This is a genomic window from Sphingobium chlorophenolicum (assembly GCF_000722875.1).
Classification (GTDB): Bacteria; Pseudomonadota; Alphaproteobacteria; order Sphingomonadales; family Sphingomonadaceae; genus Sphingobium; species Sphingobium chlorophenolicum.
In genome coordinates this window covers 1-21,223 of sequence record NZ_JFHR01000012.1, presented here as the reverse complement: position 1 = coordinate 21,223, position 21,223 = coordinate 1, and the positions used below count along the sequence as shown (strand labels likewise).

Below are 21,223 nucleotides of genomic sequence, written 5' to 3'. Positions count from 1 at the left end.
CTTACGGCATATGCGACTCGGACGAGTCGACCGCCTGTCGGCTCATCCGAAACGCATCGATGGAAATGAAATGCGACAAGGTGAATGCGGAAACGGGCGACCGGCTTGTTCAGCCGACCGCCCGTCCTGATTGCGACCCATAGGCTTATCTTGCGGAGCCGTGCTTTCCTTTCCCCGGCTTCGTCCGGTCAGCCTGCGACCGGCGATAAGCTATGGAAAATCAACCCCCTCCGACAAGAATCAGGAATAACCGCCGCATTATTTTAATCAATTCTCCCGACGACTTATATCCAAGGTTAATTTCTCAGGACTAGGCAAGAAAAAACAAGGATATCCGCGATCAAGGGCGGTTTTCGTCTGTCGGTTCCATTGCGGGGGACGGTATTTTTTCCACATTCTCGACTTGCCGCACGGGGTCTGCCGGGGACGCCGTCGCCGCATCCTCCACGGTTTCGGACGGCGGCGGCGCGACGGGAGCCGGTTTCGGCATGGCGGCGACGATCCGTTCCATGCGCTGGCTGCGCGCGCTGCCCGCGCCAGTGGTCCGCCGGAAGCTGCGCAGCGCATAATCGGCCAGCGGCCCCGCCGCGTCATGGCGATTGCGCGCCACATAGAAATCGACCAGATTTTCGAGGGCAAGCTGGGTGTTGGGATCGTCCTCCCCTCGCGTCCGCAAATAGCTGTCGAAGACGCGCCGGTACAGGCCTTCCGCCTCCCGATAAGATCCCGTCGCTTCCAGTTGCAGCGCCAGGTCGTTGGCGGAAATCAGCGTGCGGGGATCGTCCGGGCCGAACAGATCGTCAGCCAGCGCCAGCCCCTTGCGCGCCGGATCGACGCCGTCGGCTGGCTTGCCCGACGCGTAGGCCGCTTGGGACGCCGCCACCAGCTTACGCCATTCCTTTTCCCGCGCTTCGGTGACGTCCGGCACATAGGGCGCCTGCGCATGCAACGGCGGCGTCAGGCAGAGCAGCAAGACACTCCGCAATATCCAGCCCGTCCTGCCGCCGGTCATGGCCCATCCTCTCCGCGCTAAGCCCTACCGGTACAGGCTATGCGCGAGAGGATTAAGAAAGTGCAAGCGGTATGGGAGTAGGCAAATGCGAACATTAAAATCCTCCCTACGCGAAGCGTGGGGAGGGGGACCGCTCGCGTAGCGAGTGGTGGAGGGGAAATTCGGAGGTCGTGCCCCTTTCCCCTCCACCACGCTTCGCGCGGTCCCCCTCCCCATCTCTCGATGGGGAGGAATAGGGCAAGTCCCTATCCCGTCAGCGCCTCGACCAATGCCTTGACCTTCTTCTGCCGCCACTGCGGCAATGGCGCGATCAGCCAATAGGCCAGCGGCGAAGGCGCGGCGTCGCCGACCTGCCGAACACGTCCTGCCGCCATGTCCGCCTGCACGAGCAGGAAAGGTACGCAGGCATGGCCGAAGCCGTTGGCCGCCGCCTCTATCGCCAGTCCCGCATCGGCAACGCGGATGGTCGCGGGCGCGTCCCCCTTGGGGCAGCCGGGCCATTCGATGCGATGGTCGGGGCCGCCCTGCGCCGCTTCGACAGTGACGAAGGACGCTTCGCCCAGCTTGATGCCCTCATTCTCCCCCGGCCCTTCGGCAAGGCGCAGGGCGATGTCCAGATTGGCCTCGGTGAAATCCAGCGTCTCGTCCGCCGCGACCAGCGCGAACTTCAGGTCCGGCTGGCTGGCCGCATAGCCCGCAAGGCGCGGCTGGAGCCATTTGGCGGTGATGTCGCGGGGCGCGGCGATGGTGAGCGAACTGCTGGACTGGCCCGCCTGCATGGCGCGCACCGCTTCCTCGAACTCCAGGAATCCGGCGCGCAGGGCGGCAAGGCCCGCCTCCGTCTCCGGCGTCAGTTCCAGCCCCTTGGGCGTGCGGCGGAACAGGACGACGCCCAGCAGGTCTTCCAGCGCGCGTATCTGCTGCCCTACGGCGGCAGGCGTCACCGCCAGTTCGTCAGCCGCGCGGGTGAAAGACAGGTGCCGCGCCGCCGCGTCCAGCACGCGCAGGCCGTTGAGCGGCAAATGGGTACGCTTCATTCGGCCACCGCAGGCGCGATCAGCGCGAAATGGGGGATGGCGATGTCGAACGTCTCGCCGCTGGCGCCGATCATGTGATAATGCCCCTTCATCGAACCGGTCGGCGTATTGAGCGGGCAGCCCGACACATAGTCATAGCTTTTGCCCGGCTGCACCACCGGCTGTTCCCCCACGACGCCGTCTCCGTCGACCCGGTGCTGCGCGCCCCGCCCGTCGGTGATGATCCAGTGGCGGGTCAGCAGTTGAATAGGCTGGCTCCCGTCATTCTCTATGCGGATATGATAGGCCCAGAACCAGCGGCCCCGGTCCGGTTCCGACTGTTCCGGCAGGAAGGTGACGGCCACGTGCACGTTGATGTCGCGCGTCGTGGCGTGGAAGGGGAAAAGTGCGTTCACGGCTTAAGAAATGCGCCTTTCACCCCTGTTCCGTCAACGGCCTATCGACTTCAAAGCGCGATCCAGATCCTCGATCACGTCGTCCGGGTCTTCCAGCCCGACGTTGAGGCGCAGCATATCCTCCGTGATGCCGACCTCCAGCCGCGCCGCTTCCGCCATGCCATAATGGGTGGTGGAGGCCGGGTGCGTCATCAGCGAGCGCGAATCGCCGATATTGTTGCTGATGTCGACCAGTTCCAGGCCATTGAGCAACCCATGCGCCTCCGCCCGGCCGCCGCCGACATAGAGGGAGAAAATGGGACCGGCCATCTCCATCTGCTTGCACGCGAGGGCATGTTGCGGATGGCTTTCCAGGCCCGGATACAGGACTTTCGCCACGCGCCCTTCCAGGAATTGCGCGACCTTCAACGCATTTTCGCTCTGGCGGCGGATGCGCAGGTCCAGCGTCTCCAGACCCTTCAGCACGACCCAGGCGTTGAACGCGCTCAGCGTCGGCCCGGTGTTGCGGTGGAAGGGCAGCAGCGTGTTGACGATGAAATCCTCCGTGCCGCAGATCGCGCCCGCAAGGACGCGGCCCTGCCCGTCCATCATCTTGGTCGCGCTATAGGCCACGACATCCGCGCCGAACTCCATCGGCCGCTGGAGCGCGGGCGTGGCGAAGGCGTTGTCGACGACGCTGACGATGCCGTGCGCCTTCGCGATGCCGCAAATGGCGGTCATGTCCGCCACGTCCATCGTCGGATTGGCCGGGGTTTCGAAGAAGAAGACCTTGGTATTGGGACGGATCGCCGCTTCCCACGCCGCATTGTCGGTCGCGTCGACCGTCGTCGTCTCGATCCCGAACTTCGGCAGCAGCGTGTCGGTCAGCCAGCGGCAGGAGCCGAACAGCGCCTTGCCCGCCACCACATGGTCGCCCGCCGACAACTGGCACAGCAGAGCCGCCGTCATCGCCGCCATGCCGCTCGCCGTGGCGCGGCAGGCCTCAGCGCCCTCCAGCAGGGCGATGCGCTGCTCCAGCATCTCCACCGTGGGATTCTGGAGGCGGGAATAGGTCATGCCCTCCTGCTCCCCGGCGAAGCGCGCCGCGGCATCCTCCGCCCGGTCGTAGCTGTAGCCACTGGTCAGGAACAGCGCCTCCGACGTCTCGCCATATTCGGTGCGGGCGCTGCCGCCGCGCACGGCGAGCGTCGCGGGACGCCAGTTGCGGGTGATTTCGGGATTCTGTCCGCTCTTGCGCTTCATCGTCCTATCCTCAGTTCAGCGCGGCCAGCACGGCGTCGCCCATTTCGACCGTGTTCATCGTCCCGCCCAGATCGAAGCTGCGCGCGCCGTTGGCGAGCGCCTTGGCCACGGCGGCCTCGATGCGGTCGGCCTGTTCCGGCAGGTTCAGCGAGTAACGCAGCATCATCCCCGCCGACAGGACCGTTGCCAGCGGATTGGCCTTGCCCTGCCCGGCAATGTCGGGCGCGGAACCGTGGATCGGCTCGTACAGGCCCTGGTTGCTGTCGTTGAGCGTGGCCGACGCCAGCATGCCGATGGAACCGACACACATGCTCGCCTGGTCGGACAGGATATCGCCGAACATGTTGCCGGTGACGATCACGTCGAACTGGCCCGGATTGCGCACCAACTGCATCGCGGCATTGTCGACATACATGTGGCTCAATGCGACGTCGGGATAATCCGCCGACACTTCGATCACCACATCGCGCCAAAGCTGGCTCGTCTCCAGCACATTGGCCTTGTCCACCGAGCAGAGCTTGCCCCGGCGGGCACGCGCCGCCAGGAAGCCCTGATGCGCGATCTTGCGCACCTGCTCCTCATTATAGGACATGATGTCATAGCCTTCGCGCAGCCCTTCGGGCGTCTTGCGCATGCCCTTTTCGCCGAAATAGACGTCGCCGTTGGTTTCGCGCACGATTAGCAGGTCGATGGCGCTCGCCACCTCCTGCTTGAGCGCGGAGGCGTCGGCCAGTTCGGGGAATACCTTGGCGGGACGCAGGTTGGAGAAGAGGCCCAGTTCCTTGCGCAGGCCCAATATCGCCTGCTCCGGCCGCAGATGCCGTTCCAGCGAGTCGCAATCGGGATCGCCCACCGCGCCGAACAGGATCGCATCGGCGCGCTTCGCCAGTTCCAGCGTTTCGGGCGGCAGAGGATGGCCGACCGCCTTATAGGCCGCGCCGCCGACCAGCCCTTCCTCATAGGTGATGCCGGGGATCGCCAGCGCGTCCAGCACGCGCTTCGCCTGGGCGACGATCTCAGGACCGATACCGTCTCCGGGGAACAGGGCGATCAACATGGGGCAACTCCTTCAAACGCGTCGCCGCCCCTTATGAAGCCGCCGCCGCCAGCGCAAGCCTTTAGGCAAAGGGGAAAAGGAAGCGCGCCGAACACGGTGCGCCCCCGATTTAGGCGACAACCCTTTTCAACCGATCCACCAACCGCTCCCGCGCCGCCAGCACATCCACGCGCCAATCGGTAAGGACGGAGCGTTCGAGGAAGAAGCCCGTCAGCCGCAGCCCATCCAATATGGCGGGCCAATCCCCTGCCCCTCCCTCCAGCAGGAAAGCTGGCAGGGGCAGCAACCGGTCCTCATAACCGGCCGCCCCTGCCCGGCTGACCGCCGCCGCGCTGCGCGGGGATATATAGGCCAGATCGTCCCTGCCGCCGGTCGCCGCGCAACGGGTCAAATCCAGCCCGAATCCCAGTTCCGCCAGCATCAGCAATTCGTAACGGATCAGCGCCGCCGCCCAGCCCCTGGCCGCAGGCGCCGCCTCCACCGCACCCAGCACGCCGTCCAGCGCCTGATAGAGCGCGGGATAGGGCGTCCCTTCCGGCAGCGCGACCGCCGTCAAGGCGCAGGCCCAGTCGATGGCCGCCGCCGGAAGCGGCTCCGCCAGCAACGGGGCGCGGCTATGATCCAGTTCGACGGTCAAACCGGCCAGTTGCTCCTCCGTCCGGGCGCGGAACTCGGCCTTGACGGCGTTGCCCGGCAGCAGGACGGGCCGCATCCGGCGCGAGCGCCCGCCCCGCACATAGCCAGCAAGCAGGCCATGATCGGGCGTCAGCAGCCGCGCGATCGCGCCATGTTCGCCATGGGGCCGCAGGGCGCAGACAAGGGCCGGGGTGATCAGCGTCGCCATGCCGTCCTCTTAACGGTCAACGGTCCGTCGCGCCATCCGCGCCCCGTTCACGCCCGCCTGTTGAAGCCCGATTGTCCCGAAATCGTCCAGAATCGCCGCATCGCGAGCTTCTGCCTTTCGTTATAGGTTGCTTTTCCATCGGGTCATGCGCACAATTATCTCCGGGGACTTGTCGGGGGACAAATTTCGCCATGTATCACATGCCCTTGGCGTCATCTTCCGCGATGGATCGCCTGGTGCTTTGGCTGGGACGTTCGCCGACGCTGGGTTTCGCCATATCCCGCGTCGCCTTTTCGGCTGCCGCGACCTGGCAGGTCGGCGCCATGTTCGGCAACGAACCGGAATTCGCCCATACGGCGTTGCTGCTGAAGGCCGCCGTATGGACATGGACGGCGATCAGCATCGCGCAGAATTCGCTGACGCCGCCGCTGGGCCTGCTGTTGCGCCCCATCTTCCTGATATTCGATCTGATCATCTTCCTGACGGCTATCGTCCTGTGCGAGCCGTTGCAGATCGCAGCGCTGGGATGCCTGTTCTTCGTCGCATGGTCGGCGTCGGACCGGTTCGGCCGCGGCGCGGTCCTCATATTGGGCATTTGCCTGATCTTCGCCTTCATCGTTCGCGGCTATTATGAAAGCTGGGCCTCTGCCCGCCACGTGCCCGCCGTGGACCGCGCCATAGACAGCCTGACCATCGTCATCGGCTGCGTCATCGCGGCGTCCATGTTGAGCATGAACATCCTGGAACGGCGGCTGATAAGCTGGTCGGAACGATTGCAGGGCGTCGGCCTTTCCTTCCAGAAATCGCTGGCGCAATTCCTGGTGGAGCAGATCTCCCAATTGATGAACTCCCGCTATTGCGCGCTCGTCTGGGAAATGACGGACGACACTGCCGTCCATTGCGAACTGGGCGATGCGGAGGGCGTGCGCCACCTCGTCCTGCCGCAGAAGCAGATTGACGGCCTGTCGAACGTGACGCCGCGGGAGGCGCCCTTCCTCTATTCCACCCAGTCGCCCCGGCTGCTGCTGCGCAGCCGTCTGGGCATATTGAGGAACGAGCGGGCGGCGGACCTGACGGAAACCATATCGGACGTGTTCGGTCCCGGCCAGGGGGCGAGCTTCCATATCCAGGCCGGGGAATTGCGCGGGCGGCTGTTCATCGGGACCAGCCATGGCTGGTCGCCCGCCCTGCTGCTGCGCTGCCTCCGCATACAGGAGGGGATCGACCTTTTCCTGGAGCGGCATTTCTTCTTCCTCGCCTGGCGGCAGCGGACCTTCGCCGAAGCGCGGCAGGCGCTGAGCCGCGACCTGCACGACAGCGTGCTGCAAACGCTGGCGGCGCTGCGCGTCCGGCTGGCGACGACGATCCACGGCCTGTCTGACGCGGGCGTTCCGGACAAGTTGGCGGAATTAAAGTCGATGGAAGAGCTGGTGACGGCCGAACAGGCCCATCTGCGCCGCCTGCTCAGCCAGCAAAGCCCGGTTCCGGGGCAAGGCGATGTCGATCTGGGCCGGCAGGTGGAGCGCTGCTGCCGCTTCATCGCGCTGCAATGGGCGATCGACTGCCGCCTGAACCTGGCCGAACGATCCATGACCGTATCGGCCGAAACGGCGGCGGAGGTCGAATTCCTGATCCGCGAAGCCGCCGCCAATGCGGTGAAACATGCCAATGCGCGCCACATCACCGTATCGATCGCGCAGGCCGACGATGAGATATTGATCGCCCTGAAGGACAATCCGGGACCGCAGGCCGTCGCCAGGGAAAGCTATACCGGCGACTTCGAACTCCAGTCGCAATCGATCATGAAGCGGCTGGGCAAGATCGGCGGAACCGCCTATTTTCATAATCTGAGCATGAATTCCCTGATCTCCATCAGACTACCCTCCTCTTTACCAAGGTCTCCGATATGATGGCCCAGATTGCGATAGTCGACGATCATCCGATCTTCCTGGACGGCATGGCGCAGTTCCTGAACTCCCATGGCCATGACATATTATTCTGCGCCCGATCGGTCGAAGAAGCGCTGGAGCGGATGGAGACGGGCGAGCCGGACCTGCTGATCCTGGACGTCAGCATGAAGAGCGGCGGCGGCCTGGCGATATTGTCGGCGCTGCGCAACGGCGGCAGCACGGTGCCGGTCATCTTCATGACCGTGCATATTCGGCCGGAACAGACGCTGGAGGCGATCAAGCTGGGCGTCGACGGCGTGGTGTTGAAGGACAGCGATCCCAACGAACTTCTGTCCTGCATCCAGCAGGTGATGGGCGGCAACAAGAGCATCGCGCCCTTCGTCATGGAACAGGCGCTGGTGCACAGCATTTCCGCGCCCGCCAACGAGGCCAATGTGCTGGCGGCATTGACCGACCGCGAACTGGAAATCGCCGGGCTGATCCGGGCAGGCTTGCGGAACCGGGAGATCGCGGGGCGCTGCGGGCTGACCGAGGGCACAGTGAAGGTGCACCTGCACAGCATTTTCCAGAAGCTCAACATCAAGTCGCGCTCCGAACTGATCATCATGATGATGTCGATGGACAGCGAAATGCCCGCCGTGGGGATGGAGCATTAAAGGACGGTTGGCGGATAAGGGTAGATTGCGAACCTTCCTTATTCCTCCCCATCGATAGATGGGGAGGTGGCAGCGCGAAGCGCTGACGGAGGGGAAGATGCGCAGGTCACGCCATTTCCCCTCCACCAGCCTTCGGCCGGTCCCCCTCCCCACGCTGCGCGTAGGGAGGATTTAATGTCCCCTAATAGCCAATACCCACCGAAAGCTTCAGCGCAATCCGTGAACGAAATCGGGCATATGGGCGATCCCGCTGGGATTCGGCCCCGCCATATAAAGCGCCATGATCGTCCCCAGCGCGATCGCCACGCCATAGGGGATCGGCCCTTTCTTGTCGAACAGCGCGATGGACGAACCTTCCCGCACGCCCTGCGGCACCAGCCGCCGTCCGATCATGAGCACCAGCGCCAACACCCCGCCGCCGACTGTCACATAGACCAGCCAGGGCACCACCCCCACCCAGTCGAACCATAGCGCGCAGGCGCTCATCAGCTTGATGTCCCCGCCGCCCATCCAGCGCATCGCGAACAACCCGCAGCCGAGCGCGAACATCACCAGAAAGACAGTGCCGTTGCGCCAGATATCATTCTCCCATCCCGCCACGGCGACCCAGACGGCATAAAGCCCGATGACCAGTAACGGAAAAATATTGGATATGCGCAGCCGCGCCATATCCTCGACCGCCGCCGCGATCAGCACCAGGGAGACGGCGAGCAGAACCATATCCTTCATCATTTCCCTGCACTCCCCATGGCGGCGAGCGCATCGGCCGCGTCCGGCACGAAGCCATCCGCCTCCGTCACGGCGCGGCTGAGATAGGCCTGCGCCCTGGGCAGATCGCCCATCCTCATCGCGACCTGCCCCGCATTGCTGAGCCGCCGTCCCCATTCATCGGCCGTATCGGCGGGGCGGCGGTGTATGTCCTGCCCCGACATCACATAGGCGGTATCGCCGTTGGTGATGATCCGCACATCGTCCGGCGCGCTTTCTCGCGCCCTGTCGAAGATCACCGCCGCCTTGTCCGCCTTACCCTGTTTGAGCAGCGAAAGGCCGTAATTATTGAGGATCTGCGCCGGTTTGTCCGTCAGTTGGAACGCCCGTTCATAGGCCGCCGCGCTCAGCGCCCAGGATTGCGCCTGATCATAGGCCACGCCCAGCCCGTTCCACGCCCGCCAACGGTCCGGGCAGACATCCACCGCCCGGCGCAGCGGTTCCAGCGCCTCCTGCGACCGGCCCAGCCGCAACAGGGCAATCCCCTGCCCCTCATCGACCCGGCAATTTTTGACGCCGCTCTGGCGGAGCGCGGTGAAGCGCGTCATCGCCTCTTCGTCGCGGCGCTTTTCCAGCGCCATGCGCGCCGTCGCAATCTCGATCGGCTGGCTGTCTTCGGTCCGCGCCTGCCCGCGCCACTGGGTCAGCATCGCCTCCGCCTGGATGATGCGGCCTCCGTCGATCGCCTCATCCACCAGCCGGGCATAGTCCAGCGGCGGCGAAGGCGGCAGGGCGGGAACCGCCGCAGCCTGCGGAACGGCCGCCGACAGGAGCAGTGCCCAGATCACCCCCGCTCGCCCTTCCGCCCGGCCGGACGCATGATGCTTCTCCATAGCCGTTCGAACGTGCCGTCGTTCGCCTGTGGTTCGGGTCGAGCCTCAGCTATCCCCGCATTCGGCCGCGCAACGGTTTCGGGCCTGTCGACGGTGATGATCGGCGCTGTCAGTTCGCGCTTCGCTTCCTCCCCGGTCACGATCCGGGTCGTCAGTTGCGGCCTGATCCGCTCGGCCGGGGCGCTCGTCTCCATCGTTCGCAGCCGCACCTCGCCCAGCGAGATCCGCTCCAGTTCCACACCCGCCATTTGCGCAGGACGCGCGGCGGGAGCGGCGGAGGCCAGTTGCGCCAATGTCGGGCGAGCGGTCGCAGGCGCGCCGGTCGCCGCCGCGCCCGCCTGCGCCAGCAGCGCGTCGGCCTCTCCCTTCAGACCCTGCGCCGACAGGCTACGGGCAAAGTTGCGGGCGATGCGCGCATCCTGCGGCGCGCGCGCCAGCGCCAGTTCGAAAAATTCGCGAGCCAGATCGTGCCGCCCCATCGCCGCATAGCTGATCGCCACGCCGTTCAGGCCATGCGCGTCAGCAGGATCGTTGCGTACCGCCCGGCGAAAGGCGTCCAGCGCCAGCGCATATTCCCCCCGCGTGAACAGCAGGTCGCCCCGCGCCAGCGCATCTTGCGCCGCGCCGTCCGCCTGCTGATTGACGGGCCTGATCGACAGCACGCCCTTTTGCGGCGAAGCGCACGCTGCCGTCGCCATGATCAGAGCGACTGCCAATACCCCTTTTTTCATGGCCCCCTCCTCTTGTCCTAACGCGTCATGACCGGCAGAATGTCGCGCACCACGCGCACCACGGCGGGCAGCATCAGCACGCCGATCATCACCGGCAACATGCAGGCGACCAGCGGCACCGACAGCAACACCGGTAAGCGATGCGCCTTTTCCTCAGCACGCATCCGCCGCTTTTCCCGCATTTCCGCAGCATAGACGCGCAGCGTCTGGCCGACGCTGGACCCCAGTTGGTCGGACTGGATCAGCAGCGTCGCGAAAGACCGGATCTCATCCACGTCCACATCGTCGGCCATGCGCCGCAGCGCGTCCTGGCGGCTGCGCCCGGCGCGCAGCTCCAGCACCACCTTGCCCAACGCCGCCGACACCAGCGGATGCGACAGGGCCAGTTCGCGGCCGACGCGGTCCATCGCCGCCTCCAGCCCCAGCCCCGCCTCGACGCAGACCAGCATCAGGTCCAGCGCGTCGGGAAAGCCATGGACGATCGCTTCCTGCCGCCGCGCCGCCTTCGCGGAAATGAAGAGGTTCGGCAAATAAAGGCCCAGCACCGCCAGCAGCGACGCGATGAAATAGAGTTTGAGCGCGCTCGGCGGCTCCGCCTTGCTGAGCGCCATGACGACGAAGATCGCGGGCAAGGCGAAGGTCAGCACCAGCCGGAAGAAGGTGAACAGCTTCGGCGCTTCCGGCGACATATAGCCTGCCGCGATCAGCCGCCGGCGCAGGCCCACATTGTTGGTGTCGACCAGGGAAATGCCCATTTTCTCGATCCGGTCGACCAGCTTCTTCCATTCGCCGTCGTTCCGTTCGCCGCGCAGCGTCTGGCTGCCCTGCGCCGCGCCGCCCGCATCCCCGACGATGTCGAGGCGGCTGCGGACCCGCGCGTTGCGCATGACGATCTCCGACAGGCCGAAGACCAGCGCCACGATGGCTATGAACAGCAACCCCAGGATGAAGGGCCGCAACTGGATCATGATTGCCGTGTTCAGCATCGCATCACACCTTCAGGTCGACCATGCGGCGTATCGTGACGAAGCCGATGATATAGAGAGTGATCAAGCCGACGAAGCCGACGATGAACATCTTTTCCTGCGCGACATCCAGATAGAAGGCCGGATTGACCAGGAACAGACCGACAAAGGCCAATATGGGCAGCGCCGTCAGCATCACCGCCGTCATCCGCCCTTCGGAACTCAGCGCCCGCACCTTCATGAACAGGCTGGCCCGCTCGCGGATCACGGCCGATAGATTTTCGAGGATTTCGGCCAGATTGCCGCCCGTCTCGCTCTGCACCGACAGGGAGATGACGAACATGTGCATCTCATTCATGTCCCAGCGTTCCGCCATGCGTTGCAGCGCGTCGCGCAGGTCCGCGCCATAGGTGACTTCGTCGACCACAATGCCGAATTCGCTGCCGATGGGATCGCGCATCTCCTTGGTCAGCAGGTCGAGCGCGGCGGCGATGGGATGCCCGGCGCGCAGGCCCCGGACGAACGTGTCGAGCGCGACCGGAAACTGCTCCTCCATCTTCTTGCGGCGCCGCTGGGCCAGGCGCGTCAGCACCATCATCGGCAGCATGATGCCCAGCGCCCCCGCGAATGCCGCCGCCATCACGAACATGCCCGCCGTCAGCGCATAGCCAGCCGCCATGCCGCCGATCATCACCATCAGGAACAGCAGCCCCGTCGCGATCAACATCGCCATCAGCACCGTGCGCGCCGGGAAAGTCAGCCCCGCGCCGTGCAGCACCCGCATCACGCCCAGCCCGGCGCGGCCGAACAGGGTGGAGCGGTCGAAACTCACCGCCTCGTCGCTCCGCCGCAGCTTGGAGAGGACGGTGCTGCGTTCGAAGCCCGCCGCGATCATCTTCAACCGCCGGTTGACCACGCGGTCGGTCGTCGCTCTGGCGCGCATCCAGCCCGCAATGCCCTCTATCAGCAACAGCACCGCCGCGAACAGCAGGATCAGCACGAACAGGCGGATATAGAGCGGGTTCATCAGTGGATCACCGCATCGGGGCGGAACAGTTCGGCGGGAAGGGTTATCCCCCGGTCGGCCAGTTCGTTCATGAATTTGGGACGGATGCCGGTCGCCTCGAAATGGCCGCGCACCATATCGTTTTCGTCGCGCCCAGTCATCTTGAAGCGGAAGATTTCCTGCATGGTGATGACCTCCCCTTCCATGCCGGTGATCTCCGACAGGCTGAGCAGGCGACGGCGGCCGTCGGCCAGGCGCCCCACCTGCACGACCACGTTCAGCGCCGATGCGATCTGCGCCCGCGCCGACCGGGGCGAGATGTCGATGCCGCTCATGCCGATCATCTGTTCCACGCGGGACAACGCGTCGCGGGCGGTGTTGGCGTGGACGGTGGTCATCGACCCGTCATGGCCGGTGTTCATCGCCTGGAGCATGTCGAACGCCTCCCCGGCGCGGACTTCGCCCACGATGATGCGGTCGGGCCGCATGCGCAGCGCATTCTTCACCAGATCGCGCTGGGTGACTTCGCCGCGGCCCTCGATATTGGCGGGGCGGGTTTCCAGACGGGCCACATGGCGCTGCTGCAATTGCAGTTCGGCGCTATCCTCTATGGTGACGATGCGCTCATGTTCGTCGATGGCGGCCGACATGGCGTTGAGCAACGTCGTCTTGCCCGATCCCGTGCCGCCGGAGATCAGCACATTGCGGCGCGCCGCCACCACCGCCGACAAGACCTGCGCCATCGGCGCGGGAACGCTGCCCAATTCGGTGAGCCGCGCCATGCTGATCGGCACTTTCGCGAACTTGCGGATGGAGAGCAGCGACCCGTCGATCGCCAGCGGCGGCACCACCGCATTGACGCGGGAACCGTCCGCCAGGCGCGCATCGACAAAGGGCGACGCTTCATCGATCCGCCGCCCGACCGCAGCGACGATCTTCTGGATGATGCGCAGCAGATGCTTCTCATCCTTGAACCGGGTAGCGGTCTCCACCAGGCGGCCGTTGCGTTCGACGAACACGATCTTGTGGCCGTTCACCAATATGTCGGTGATGCTGTGGTCCTTCAGCAGCGGCTCAAGCGGCCCCAGCCCCAGCAGTTCGTCCAATATGTCCGACACCAGCCGCCGACGCTCTTCCAGATTGAGCGCATGTTTCTGTAGCGCCAGTTGCTCATGGACGATCTCGCCCACTTCGACTTCCACCTGCGCCCGCGACATGGTTTCCAGCGCGGCGAGGTTGATGAGGTCGAGCAGCTTCTGATGCAGCGCGACCTTCAGTTCGGTGTGCCGGTCCTCTTCCCAGTGGACCGCTTCCGTCTCGGTCGGCCCGACCTCGTCCCGCGGGTCGCCCCGTTCCCCTTTTCGGATCTGCCACATCAGCCCTTCTCCGCCTGACGTTCGGCCTCGGCCGTCTGTACGCAACAATCGACAACGTCCTGCAAATCCTTGCAGATGCGGCTGCGCGCCTTCAGTTCCTGGATCAACACGCCCTGGTCGAGCGCGGAACTGACCAGCGGGAAGTCATTGGCGATGCTCAGCTTCACCGGATGATCCAGCGCGGCCGCCGCATCCTCCAGGCCGATGGCGCGGAAGAATTTCTTCTCGACGCGATTGGCGATGACATGGATGCGCGAAGGATCAATGTCCTGGTCGCGCAGCAGCGAAATCTGCCGCCGCGCCTGCCGCAGGCTGGCGATGGTCAGTTCACACACCAGGAACACGACCTGCGAACGCGCCACCAGCGACATCGACCAGTTGGTCCAGTTGCCCGGCAGGTCCAGATAGACCGTATCGAAATTGCGCTGCGCCAGTTCGACGATGCGGAATATCTGGTCGGCGTTCACCGCCTCGATCGGCATGATCTCCGCCGGAGCGGTCACCAGCCGCAGGCCGGTGGAGGTTTCCACGGTAACGGTGCGCAACAATTCGCCGTCGACGCGATTGCCCCCATTCAGCAGGTCCGCCAGCGTCAGCGGCGAGGAAATGCCCAGGAAGGTGCCCGCATTGCCGAACTGTATATCCAGGTCGAACAGGCAGATTTCGGCACCCTGCTGTTTCGCGGAACGGGCGTGCAGGCTGGCGGCCTGCGTCGCGATGGTGGTCGCGCCGACGCCGCCGACGCTCTTGATGATCGAGACGATCTGGCCCGTCCTGACGTCGTCCTGGCGGGTCGCGGCGATGCGGCTCTTCAGATCGTCCAATATCGCCGCCAGGTCATGAGCGCGCAGCGGCAATTCGATGACGTCGTTGATCCCGCTGCGCAGCAAGGCGCGCACGACCGCGATCTGCGCATCGCGCACCGCCGCGACCAGCATCAGCTTCGGATTGGCGGCGCGCAACCCGGCGAGCCGCGCCATGGATGCTTCGTTGCCGGGCTGCACCTCCACGATGATCGCCTTGGCTTCGGCAATCAGTTGAGGCGGCACCGGCGCGCTGGCGGCCAGCATGGACAGGGTCAGCGCCTGGCCGGTCAGGCGATCGCCCAATATGTCGGACGCTTGCACCTCCTGCTCGGAGAGGATCAGGTGAAGCCCCTCATCCCCGATATTGAGGGTCCAGCTTTCGGCGGGTTCCGCTGCGTTCGTCACGATGCCCACTATCTTGTCCCTCAATTTGATGCCGAGCCCTGGCCGTCTTCCATGGTGAGAGCGGCGCTGATGGTTCGAAGAGTAAAGCTGGTTCCAAACACAGCCAAGCTGCGCGGCTGAAAAGCGAGATTTTTCACAGATACCGTAACCACGGGATAAAAATCCCGCCCTGTAGGATCGCCCGCATAACCCAATCCTGAATTGGAATAGCTTATTTCGATATTTTTGCGTTTCAATTCCGGAAGGAAATTCTTCATCCAATTGTAAATCGCATCGAAAGAGGTGGTGGAAATGCTGCCTAGAAAGTTGCAGTTAGTGGCCGGGGCCGTGAACTGGCATGTTGGGGCAGCAGTTTCACTGTCATTGCTCGCTATACTGTAAGTAAACTTTCCCATATCATATTGATCAAGGGAATCGCCGCTGGTCAGTACTTTGCCGCTTGAATCCGTCAGCCCTACCCCGGAAACCTTCGACGCCGATAGATTGCTGAGCTTTGCTGGAACAGGGGTGGTCACGATGGCATAACGCACCCCCATCTGCGTTGCCTTTTCCACGCGGTTTATTGTCCACAACAGCCGTCCAACATCGATGATCCCGATCAGGAAGATCAACAGCAAAGGCAGCACCAAAGCGAATTCGGCTGCGGAACTGGCGCGCCGATCGTTGAAAAGGACACGCAAGCTCTTCATAGCCCCATAACCGGCGCTTGGGATTGCGAATTCAAGCGCAGGTTGGCGCTGGCAAACCCGACTTGCGTCAACACCGAGGGATAACGAACATTCGCTGCCACCGTGATGACGGGAATATTGCCCGGCATGCCCGATAATGCGCCTGAGAAATTACTGGCCAACCTGCATGTGATGGTCAAAGTGATCGGGCTTCCCGTAGGCAGACCGGCAGATTCCTGCGCCGCGCTCCAATAGGAGAGCCGGGGCGTGGCGGAGCCGTCAATGCTGCCGGTGCGCGTGATGTTCCTGATCTGACTTTGCTGGGCTGTGGTGCCGGTTGCAAAACTGCCGGCCGAACCATCGGCCCCGCCACTTGGACAGCTATAGGTCGATATCGGCAGCCGACTGGCATAACGCGCGCCATCCCGTACGGCCTTGGCAACCGCATGTTCGCTCATGAAATAGTTGCCGAGTTCAAAACTGCCGAACATCAAGACAATGAGCAGTGGAGAGACGAGAGCCATCTCCACAGCGGCGCTGCCGGAACGATCCGTCCACAAAGATTTCACCCGCCGCCTCATTTCAGTAGATAAGGCCGATTTCGGCCATAATATTGAAATGCATTGGCTCCCCCTGGCTTGGTGGCTTCGCCGATCACCTCAACGTAGATTTGTTCCTTTCCAGTCGAATAGGGCGACGTTCTGGTGACAGACGGTTCGACGAGCAAAACATCCACCCATTTCTTGACCTTGACCGAACTCCTGCCGTTCAAGCCCGTGCAATCCACAGCGGCGATAGTCAGGATACGTCGGTCCTTCTGCGTAGCGCTGGCCGCGACGGCCGTTGCGTTTACGGGTTGGGGATAGGCGCAATAGTTGGTGTAGGTATATGTTACGTTGGCACTTCCCCCGCCGCCACTACCACCGCCACCGCCGTTGCTGCCACCGCCGCCGCCGCCATTGCTGCCGCCGCCGCCGTTACTGCCGCCACCTCCCCCGCCATTGCTGCTCTGGGCCGATGTCGAACTGATCAGACGGGTCGGAAGACGCAGCGATTTTTGTTCCAATTCCCATTTATAGACGTTGTAGCGGCTCGCCGCTGCACCGCTGGGAACCGCATCGGCCGGATGGTTGGCGGCAAAATATCCAGCAACATCCCATGTACCGTTGCCGAAGTTGCTCGTACAACTGCCGTCTATATGACAAGTGTCCCGCGTAAATCCCTTTGCGTTCGGATATTGTTCGAAATCAGAAATGGTAACTTTAGGGCCGTTGGCTCCGTTTCCATTGGTCGCTCCACAACCTGGATTTGCAGGGGGTAGCGCCGGATCCACATTTTTGAACTCGACCTCTTCCTTCCGCGCGAAATCCTTGCCGACATTCTCTGCCGGACAGTAATCCCCTGTGCTGGTGGAGCAACTATATTTCTTGCCTGCATCAAGATCGAATCTTGTATTCAGCGCTTCCGTGACGCTTGCCTTATTGCCAGGCTCCGTCTGCAATCCGCCGGAATTATCCATGCAGTTGGCGGCCTGGTTGTTCGCGCCCAGGTTGGTGGCAAGCCCACTCGCGCCGTTTCCGAAATCCAGATAGCCATAATCACCCGGCACCCAGGCCCCTGTCTGCGGACCAGGCTGCAAACGCAGTCCATCCCCTATGTCAGCAGAGGAAGGAAAGGTTTCCGACGGAATGCACAACATCAGAGGCGGCACTTTGCAAATCGCCGAACCCAATCCAGCCGTCGCAAACGCGTTCAAATTACCTGACCGAAAAAGCTGAACAACCGGCGTCAGGGCGTAGACCGCCTCTCGAGTTCCCACCGACACCTGCACAAATTTCGCGGCGGTGGCGCTGGTCGTAACCGTGCCGGTATCGGCATCCTGATCGTAGCTGGAATAAAATGTCAGGGTAGGCACGGTGACCGACAATCCCGAAGCATTGCCGTCATTGGCAAAACGCGTCTGGTTGACGATCAAAGACTGCGCGGCGCTGGTGGCTCGCGTGATCGCCGTACTCGTCCCGTCGAGTTGGCTTGCCGCCGCCAATGCTGCCTGATCCGCTGCGTTTTGCAGTTCGGTATCCAGGCCCGCCATCCGCGCATAATCAAAAGCGATCCCGCCCGCCGCAATCAGCCCGAAAAGCGACAGCGCGACCGTAGGCGCAACTGCGCCTCCGGTCGACTGCAACAGTCCTTTTCGTGCGCCGGACATGAAGTCACTCCTTCTCCCTCAATCAGTTCGCACCGCCGCCACCGCCGCTGGCGCCGCTGGTGGTATGCATCGTCTGGGGCTTCTTCACCTTATCGGTGCGATAGCGCTCCACGGCCGCTGCGGAGGTCTCGCCATTGCCGCCCTCTACCAGCGTACCCTCATAATGCGGATCGGGATTGATCACCTGCATCGCGTAATTGCTGCGCACCGCACCGCCAAAGGTCGGGTCGTTCGCCGTGCAACCCGCCAGCAGCGGCAGCAGCAGGGCGCTTCCAAGATAAGCCACGCGCATGGTCAGCCTCCTGCTCACAATTCATATCCGCTGGGCGCCTTGCCCGAAGCGGGCGCTTCCTTCGCCGGCGCGGGCGCTTTTTTCGGCGCTTCGGGCGGCATCGCGTTGGGATCGAGCGGGTTGATGCCCACCGCCTTGTCAGTCCGCCCCATCAGAAACAGGTCCAACTCATGGGGCGGCTTCACCCGGTCGGTGGGCAAAACGACATCCTCCGCCCGCATCGGCTTCACCAGACGCGGAGTCACGATGATGACCAGTTCGCTCTCGCTCTTCTGGAAACCGCTCGACCGGAACAGCGCGCCGATGATCGGGATGGAACCCAAAATCGGGAACTGCCGCACCGTATCCTGGAAATCCTTGCGCAGCAGGCCCGCCAAGGCAAAGGACTGCCCATCGCGCAGTTCCAGCGTGGTGCTGGCCCGCCGCGTCTGAAGACCGGGAATGGTGAGACCGTTGACCGTCACCGATGCCGAAGGATCGATGGAACTGACCTCCGGCTCCACGACCAGGTTGATGATGCCATCATCCAGCACCGTGGGCGTGAAGCCCAGGCTGACGCCGAACGGCTTGAATTCGATGGTGATGGCGTTGCCGCCATTGCCGCCGCTGCTGCCGCCACTGTTGCTCTGTGCCACCGGAATAGGAAATTCGCCGCCCGCCAGGAAGGACGCCGTTTCGCCCGAAAGTGCGATCAGCGTCGGCTCCGCAAGCGTGGTCACCACGCCCTTGCGTTCCAGCGCGTCGAGCGCGGTGGTGAGGTTGAGGCTGCCTATCGAATAATTGGCCGCGCCGATGCCGAAGCTGTCGAGTATCTTACCCAAGTCGACGATAGGCCGCCCATTGGTGTCGGACAGGATGGCGGAGGATTGCGCCGCATTGCCGATGCCGCCCACCACCTTGCCGCTGTCGGACAGGAAGGCGGTGTTGATGCCGAACTGCTTGGCCGCGCCGCGCGACATTTCGGAGAAGCGCACCTCCAGCATCACCTGCTGCGCCGCGCCCACCGACATCATGTTGACGACCTTGTCCCCGGCATAGGTCTTGGCGATCTGCACCGCCCGATCGACCGCCGCCGCGCTGGACACGGTGCCTGTCAGCACCACCGAGTCATTGGAGATGCGCGCGCCGATGGGCTGGCCCGGCAGCAGGTCCGACAATTGCCGCTTCAGCGTCACGACGTCCGGCCCGACCGCCACGTCAACCACCGCGATCATCATGTTGCGGCTGTCATAGAGGGTCAGGCTGGTCGTGCCCATCTTCTTGCCCAGCACATAGACCGAGCGGTTGGTCATGGGCAGGACATCGGCGATTTCCGCATTGCCGACCAGCGCCTTGGCAAAGGGCCGGTCGACCGTCAGCACCTGGCTCTTGTTGAGCGGCACGTCGAGTTGACCGGCATGATTGGCGTTGCTGAGGTTGAGGGAGGCGATCTGGGCCTGCGCCTGCATCGGCAGCAGCGACGCCCCGGCGCCCAGCGCCAGCAGGGACGCCAGCATCGGCAAGGACTTAGCGGGAACCATAACGCTTCACCTCATAGCTGGTGCCGGTTGTGCCGCGCACGATCTCGACCGATGCGGTTGATGGCAGGGCATTCATGTTCTTTGGCACGGCACGGCGTGCCGGACGGAAGGCGGACGTGGGGCGCGGCGGAAGATAGGCCATGTCAGCGACGCGAGCGCGGGGTCCGGCATATCCGCCGACATAGGCGCCGTCGCGCAGATCCTCTATCCCCACGGTCTGCACCGCCGGATTGGGCTTGTCGGTCAGGTTGCGCAGGACCAGGGTGAGTTGCCCCACCTGCTGGGCCAGTACCAGCTTCTGCGCGTCGACCTGATTGACCTCTAGCGTGGCGGTCTTGCCGACGGCCGGGTCTTTCGAAGTGTCGTTAGCGTTCTGGTCGATGGCGATCACGCGGGTGCCTTGCAGCAGCACGTCGGTGATCTGCTGGCTGGCGCCGCCCATCGGGTCCTGAAACGTGCGCGTGACGAAGACGTCGACCGTATCGCCCGGAAGCACAAAGCCGCCCGCGGCGGCCACATCGCTGACGCGGACGGCGACGGCGCGCATTTCCGGGGCAAGCACCGCCGACATGGTGGCGCGCCCCCCTTCTCCGGAAAGCTTGGAGGCCAGGATCGGTTCGCCCGGTTCGATCTGCCGGAGCACCACGCGGCCCTTGCCGAGCGACGTCAGTTGGATGGGATCGCGGAAAGCACCGGGCGGCACCGAATTGGCGGGCCAGTCAACTACGCGGATTTTCTCGGCTGTGACCGCCGATCCGAAGGGCAGAGAGACGGTCGCCACGACGACCTTCGCCATTCCGCCTTCCGCTGCCGGCGCCTTTTCAGCACGGCTCAGATAGGAGTTGGCGATGAAAACGGCCGCAAGGCCCAGCAATATTGCGAGGCCAAGGACTATAAGAGATCTGCGCTGCCCCACGACAACTCCCCCCGGAATTGCAAAGTAGCTGCAAGAGTTGAAATAGCTCTCTATTTCAACTCTTGCAGAATCAAAGTATCAGCAATCAAGATCGCCGACGGCCTGTGCGCCGCTACCGCTAGCGATACAATCCTTAGCATTGTTCATCGCACCGCTCACGGCATCGCCAAGGTTCCACGCAGCGATGGCAATACCCGTGCCCACGATCGCCAGGATCAGCGCATACTCAGCAGCGGAAGCGCCGCTCTGATCATTCCACAGGTTCTTGAAAAAAGTCATGTCTTTCACCCCTATTTCGCCGGTAACCATAACCGGCCGCTCTTGCTCAGTTCTACGGTAGGGGCCTGTCCACCTCGCGACCCCAGCGCTGGTATCTCCAGTCGCCAGGCAGTTGGCAGTTCCCGTAGAACTTGGGGTCAAATTGAACCAAAGCTGAGGTTGTGTGCGTCAAGTTCTGCAAATAGCGGCGGGCATGCTGGCTAGGCGGCTTGACGTAGATCGGCTTTCTTCATCTCCTTAAGGTCGTTCATGTTGAGATAGCGGTTGGCTTCGAGCCAGTTTTCGTGGGTCTCGAC

General features: G+C 63.5%; 22 protein-coding genes. 2 read left to right on the top strand and 20 right to left on the bottom strand.

Annotated features, from left to right (window positions below):
* Positions 1-340: 340 nt before the first annotated feature.
* From BV95_RS07245 to recO, 6 genes are all read right to left on the bottom strand, one after another.
* Positions 341-1,012, bottom strand: coding sequence for a tetratricopeptide repeat protein (locus BV95_RS07245; RefSeq protein ID WP_037449382.1), 672 nt, complete (start codon positions 1,010-1,012; stop codon positions 341-343).
* 245 nt (positions 1,013-1,257) lie between these two features.
* The gene (locus BV95_RS07240; protein ID WP_037449379.1) at positions 1,258-2,049 is read right to left on the bottom strand and encodes a LysR family transcriptional regulator; all 792 of its coding nucleotides are present in this window, start codon (positions 2,047-2,049) and stop codon (positions 1,258-1,260) included.
* Positions 2,046-2,444, bottom strand: a complete 399-nt coding sequence (gene apaG, locus BV95_RS07235) for a Co2+/Mg2+ efflux protein ApaG (protein WP_037449376.1) — start codon at positions 2,442-2,444, stop codon at positions 2,046-2,048. The genes BV95_RS07240 and apaG overlap by 4 nt, the downstream gene beginning before the upstream one ends.
* Before the next feature lie 33 nt (positions 2,445-2,477).
* On the bottom strand, positions 2,478-3,686 hold the full coding sequence (gene metZ / locus BV95_RS07230; protein WP_037449373.1) for an O-succinylhomoserine sulfhydrylase: 1,209 nt from the start codon (positions 3,684-3,686) through the stop codon (positions 2,478-2,480).
* Between the two features lie 10 nt (positions 3,687-3,696).
* Positions 3,697-4,743: a 3-isopropylmalate dehydrogenase gene (leuB, locus tag BV95_RS07225; protein ID WP_037449370.1), complete on the bottom strand. Its 1,047-nt coding sequence runs from the start codon at positions 4,741-4,743 to the stop codon at positions 3,697-3,699.
* Between the two features lie 109 nt (positions 4,744-4,852).
* Complete coding sequence (gene recO, locus BV95_RS07220) at positions 4,853-5,587, bottom strand: DNA repair protein RecO (RefSeq protein ID WP_037449367.1); 735 nt, start codon at positions 5,585-5,587, stop codon at positions 4,853-4,855.
* A 200-nt stretch (positions 5,588-5,787) separates the two neighbouring features.
* On the opposite strand from recO, the gene BV95_RS07215 reads away from it, so the two are divergent.
* Together BV95_RS07215 and BV95_RS07210 are read left to right on the top strand one after the other, a co-directional pair.
* Complete coding sequence (locus tag BV95_RS07215) at positions 5,788-7,497, top strand: sensor histidine kinase (protein WP_234703116.1); 1,710 nt, start codon at positions 5,788-5,790, stop codon at positions 7,495-7,497.
* Positions 7,494-8,153 (top strand): response regulator, encoded by a 660-nt coding sequence (locus BV95_RS07210; protein ID WP_037449361.1) that lies wholly within the window; start codon positions 7,494-7,496, stop codon positions 8,151-8,153. The genes BV95_RS07215 and BV95_RS07210 overlap by 4 nt, the downstream gene beginning before the upstream one ends.
* 207 nt (positions 8,154-8,360) lie before the next feature.
* Here BV95_RS07210 and BV95_RS07205 read toward each other — a convergent pair whose 3' ends face one another.
* The 14 genes from BV95_RS07205 to BV95_RS07140 all read right to left on the bottom strand — a co-directional run bounded on the left by BV95_RS07205 (position 8,361) and on the right by BV95_RS07140 (position 20,927).
* Complete coding sequence (locus tag BV95_RS07205) at positions 8,361-8,885, bottom strand: A24 family peptidase (protein WP_037449360.1); 525 nt, start codon at positions 8,883-8,885, stop codon at positions 8,361-8,363.
* Positions 8,882-9,754: a tetratricopeptide repeat protein gene (locus BV95_RS07200; RefSeq protein ID WP_234703115.1), complete on the bottom strand. Its 873-nt coding sequence runs from the start codon at positions 9,752-9,754 to the stop codon at positions 8,882-8,884. The genes BV95_RS07205 and BV95_RS07200 overlap by 4 nt, the downstream gene beginning before the upstream one ends.
* Positions 9,706-10,485 carry a tetratricopeptide repeat protein gene (locus BV95_RS07195; RefSeq protein WP_037449358.1) on the bottom strand — a complete coding sequence of 260 codons (780 nt, stop codon included), beginning with the start codon at positions 10,483-10,485 and terminating at the stop codon, positions 9,706-9,708. Before BV95_RS07195 ends, BV95_RS07200 begins: the two co-directional genes overlap by 49 nt.
* A gap of 17 nt (positions 10,486-10,502) precedes the next feature.
* Complete coding sequence (locus BV95_RS07190; protein ID WP_037449356.1) at positions 10,503-11,471, bottom strand: type II secretion system F family protein; 969 nt, start codon at positions 11,469-11,471, stop codon at positions 10,503-10,505.
* A 4-nt stretch (positions 11,472-11,475) separates the two neighbouring features.
* On the bottom strand, positions 11,476-12,477 hold the full coding sequence (locus tag BV95_RS07185; RefSeq protein ID WP_037449353.1) for a type II secretion system F family protein: 1,002 nt from the start codon (positions 12,475-12,477) through the stop codon (positions 11,476-11,478).
* On the bottom strand, positions 12,477-13,832 hold the full coding sequence (locus BV95_RS07180) for a TadA family conjugal transfer-associated ATPase (RefSeq protein WP_037449350.1): 1,356 nt from the start codon (positions 13,830-13,832) through the stop codon (positions 12,477-12,479). The genes BV95_RS07185 and BV95_RS07180 overlap by 1 nt, the downstream gene beginning before the upstream one ends.
* Positions 13,832-15,052, bottom strand: a complete 1,221-nt coding sequence (locus BV95_RS07175; RefSeq protein ID WP_234703114.1) for a CpaE/TadZ family protein — start codon at positions 15,050-15,052, stop codon at positions 13,832-13,834. Before BV95_RS07175 ends, BV95_RS07180 begins: the two co-directional genes overlap by 1 nt.
* A gap of 11 nt (positions 15,053-15,063) precedes the next feature.
* A complete protein-coding gene (locus BV95_RS07170) occupies positions 15,064-15,732 on the bottom strand; it encodes a TadE/TadG family type IV pilus assembly protein (RefSeq protein WP_037449344.1) in 669 nt (222 codons plus the stop codon).
* Complete coding sequence (locus BV95_RS07165; protein ID WP_037449340.1) at positions 15,729-16,280, bottom strand: TadE/TadG family type IV pilus assembly protein; 552 nt, start codon at positions 16,278-16,280, stop codon at positions 15,729-15,731. Before BV95_RS07165 ends, BV95_RS07170 begins: the two co-directional genes overlap by 4 nt.
* 8 nt (positions 16,281-16,288) lie before the next feature.
* Positions 16,289-17,920 carry a pilus assembly protein TadG-related protein gene (locus BV95_RS24280; RefSeq protein WP_037449337.1) on the bottom strand — a complete coding sequence of 544 codons (1,632 nt, stop codon included), beginning with the start codon at positions 17,918-17,920 and terminating at the stop codon, positions 16,289-16,291.
* Between the two features lie 22 nt (positions 17,921-17,942).
* Positions 17,943-18,212 (bottom strand): hypothetical protein, encoded by a 270-nt coding sequence (locus tag BV95_RS07155; RefSeq protein WP_037449334.1) that lies wholly within the window; start codon positions 18,210-18,212, stop codon positions 17,943-17,945.
* 14 nt (positions 18,213-18,226) lie between these two features.
* Complete coding sequence (locus tag BV95_RS07150; protein WP_037449331.1) at positions 18,227-19,708, bottom strand: type II and III secretion system protein family protein; 1,482 nt, start codon at positions 19,706-19,708, stop codon at positions 18,227-18,229.
* Between the two features lie 10 nt (positions 19,709-19,718).
* Positions 19,719-20,648 carry a Flp pilus assembly protein CpaB gene (gene cpaB / locus BV95_RS07145; RefSeq protein ID WP_174544442.1) on the bottom strand — a complete coding sequence of 310 codons (930 nt, stop codon included), beginning with the start codon at positions 20,646-20,648 and terminating at the stop codon, positions 19,719-19,721.
* Between the two features lie 78 nt (positions 20,649-20,726).
* A complete protein-coding gene (locus BV95_RS07140) occupies positions 20,727-20,927 on the bottom strand; it encodes a Flp family type IVb pilin (RefSeq protein WP_037449576.1) in 201 nt (66 codons plus the stop codon).
* Between the last annotated feature and the right edge of the window lie 296 nt (positions 20,928-21,223).

What these genes read in the sequence shown, in the direction of transcription:
- BV95_RS07245 (WP_037449382.1), bottom strand. Translation starts at nt 1,012, where the DNA reads ATGACCGGCGGCAGGACGGGCTGGATATTGCGGAGTGTCTTGCTGCTC.
- BV95_RS07240 (WP_037449379.1), bottom strand. Translation starts at nt 2,049, where the DNA reads ATGAAGCGTACCCATTTGCCGCTCAACGGCCTGCGCGTGCTGGACGCG.
- metZ (WP_037449373.1), bottom strand. Translation starts at nt 3,686, where the DNA reads ATGAAGCGCAAGAGCGGACAGAATCCCGAAATCACCCGCAACTGGCGT.
- leuB (WP_037449370.1), bottom strand. Translation starts at nt 4,743, where the DNA reads ATGTTGATCGCCCTGTTCCCCGGAGACGGTATCGGTCCTGAGATCGTC.
- recO (WP_037449367.1), bottom strand. Translation starts at nt 5,587, where the DNA reads ATGGCGACGCTGATCACCCCGGCCCTTGTCTGCGCCCTGCGGCCCCAT.
- BV95_RS07215 (WP_234703116.1), top strand. Translation starts at nt 5,788, where the DNA reads ATGCCCTTGGCGTCATCTTCCGCGATGGATCGCCTGGTGCTTTGGCTG.
- BV95_RS07210 (WP_037449361.1), top strand. Translation starts at nt 7,494, where the DNA reads ATGATGGCCCAGATTGCGATAGTCGACGATCATCCGATCTTCCTGGAC.
- BV95_RS07205 (WP_037449360.1), bottom strand. Translation starts at nt 8,885, where the DNA reads ATGATGAAGGATATGGTTCTGCTCGCCGTCTCCCTGGTGCTGATCGCG.
- BV95_RS07200 (WP_234703115.1), bottom strand. Translation starts at nt 9,754, where the DNA reads ATGGAGAAGCATCATGCGTCCGGCCGGGCGGAAGGGCGAGCGGGGGTG.
- BV95_RS07195 (WP_037449358.1), bottom strand. Translation starts at nt 10,485, where the DNA reads ATGAAAAAAGGGGTATTGGCAGTCGCTCTGATCATGGCGACGGCAGCG.
- BV95_RS07190 (WP_037449356.1), bottom strand. Translation starts at nt 11,471, where the DNA reads ATGCTGAACACGGCAATCATGATCCAGTTGCGGCCCTTCATCCTGGGG.
- BV95_RS07185 (WP_037449353.1), bottom strand. Translation starts at nt 12,477, where the DNA reads ATGAACCCGCTCTATATCCGCCTGTTCGTGCTGATCCTGCTGTTCGCG.
- BV95_RS07180 (WP_037449350.1), bottom strand. Translation starts at nt 13,832, where the DNA reads ATGTGGCAGATCCGAAAAGGGGAACGGGGCGACCCGCGGGACGAGGTC.
- BV95_RS07170 (WP_037449344.1), bottom strand. Translation starts at nt 15,732, where the DNA reads ATGAAGAGCTTGCGTGTCCTTTTCAACGATCGGCGCGCCAGTTCCGCA.
- BV95_RS24280 (WP_037449337.1), bottom strand. Translation starts at nt 17,920, where the DNA reads ATGTCCGGCGCACGAAAAGGACTGTTGCAGTCGACCGGAGGCGCAGTT.
- BV95_RS07155 (WP_037449334.1), bottom strand. Translation starts at nt 18,212, where the DNA reads ATGCGCGTGGCTTATCTTGGAAGCGCCCTGCTGCTGCCGCTGCTGGCG.
- BV95_RS07150 (WP_037449331.1), bottom strand. Translation starts at nt 19,708, where the DNA reads ATGCTGGCGTCCCTGCTGGCGCTGGGCGCCGGGGCGTCGCTGCTGCCG.
- BV95_RS07140 (WP_037449576.1), bottom strand. Translation starts at nt 20,927, where the DNA reads ATGACTTTTTTCAAGAACCTGTGGAATGATCAGAGCGGCGCTTCCGCT.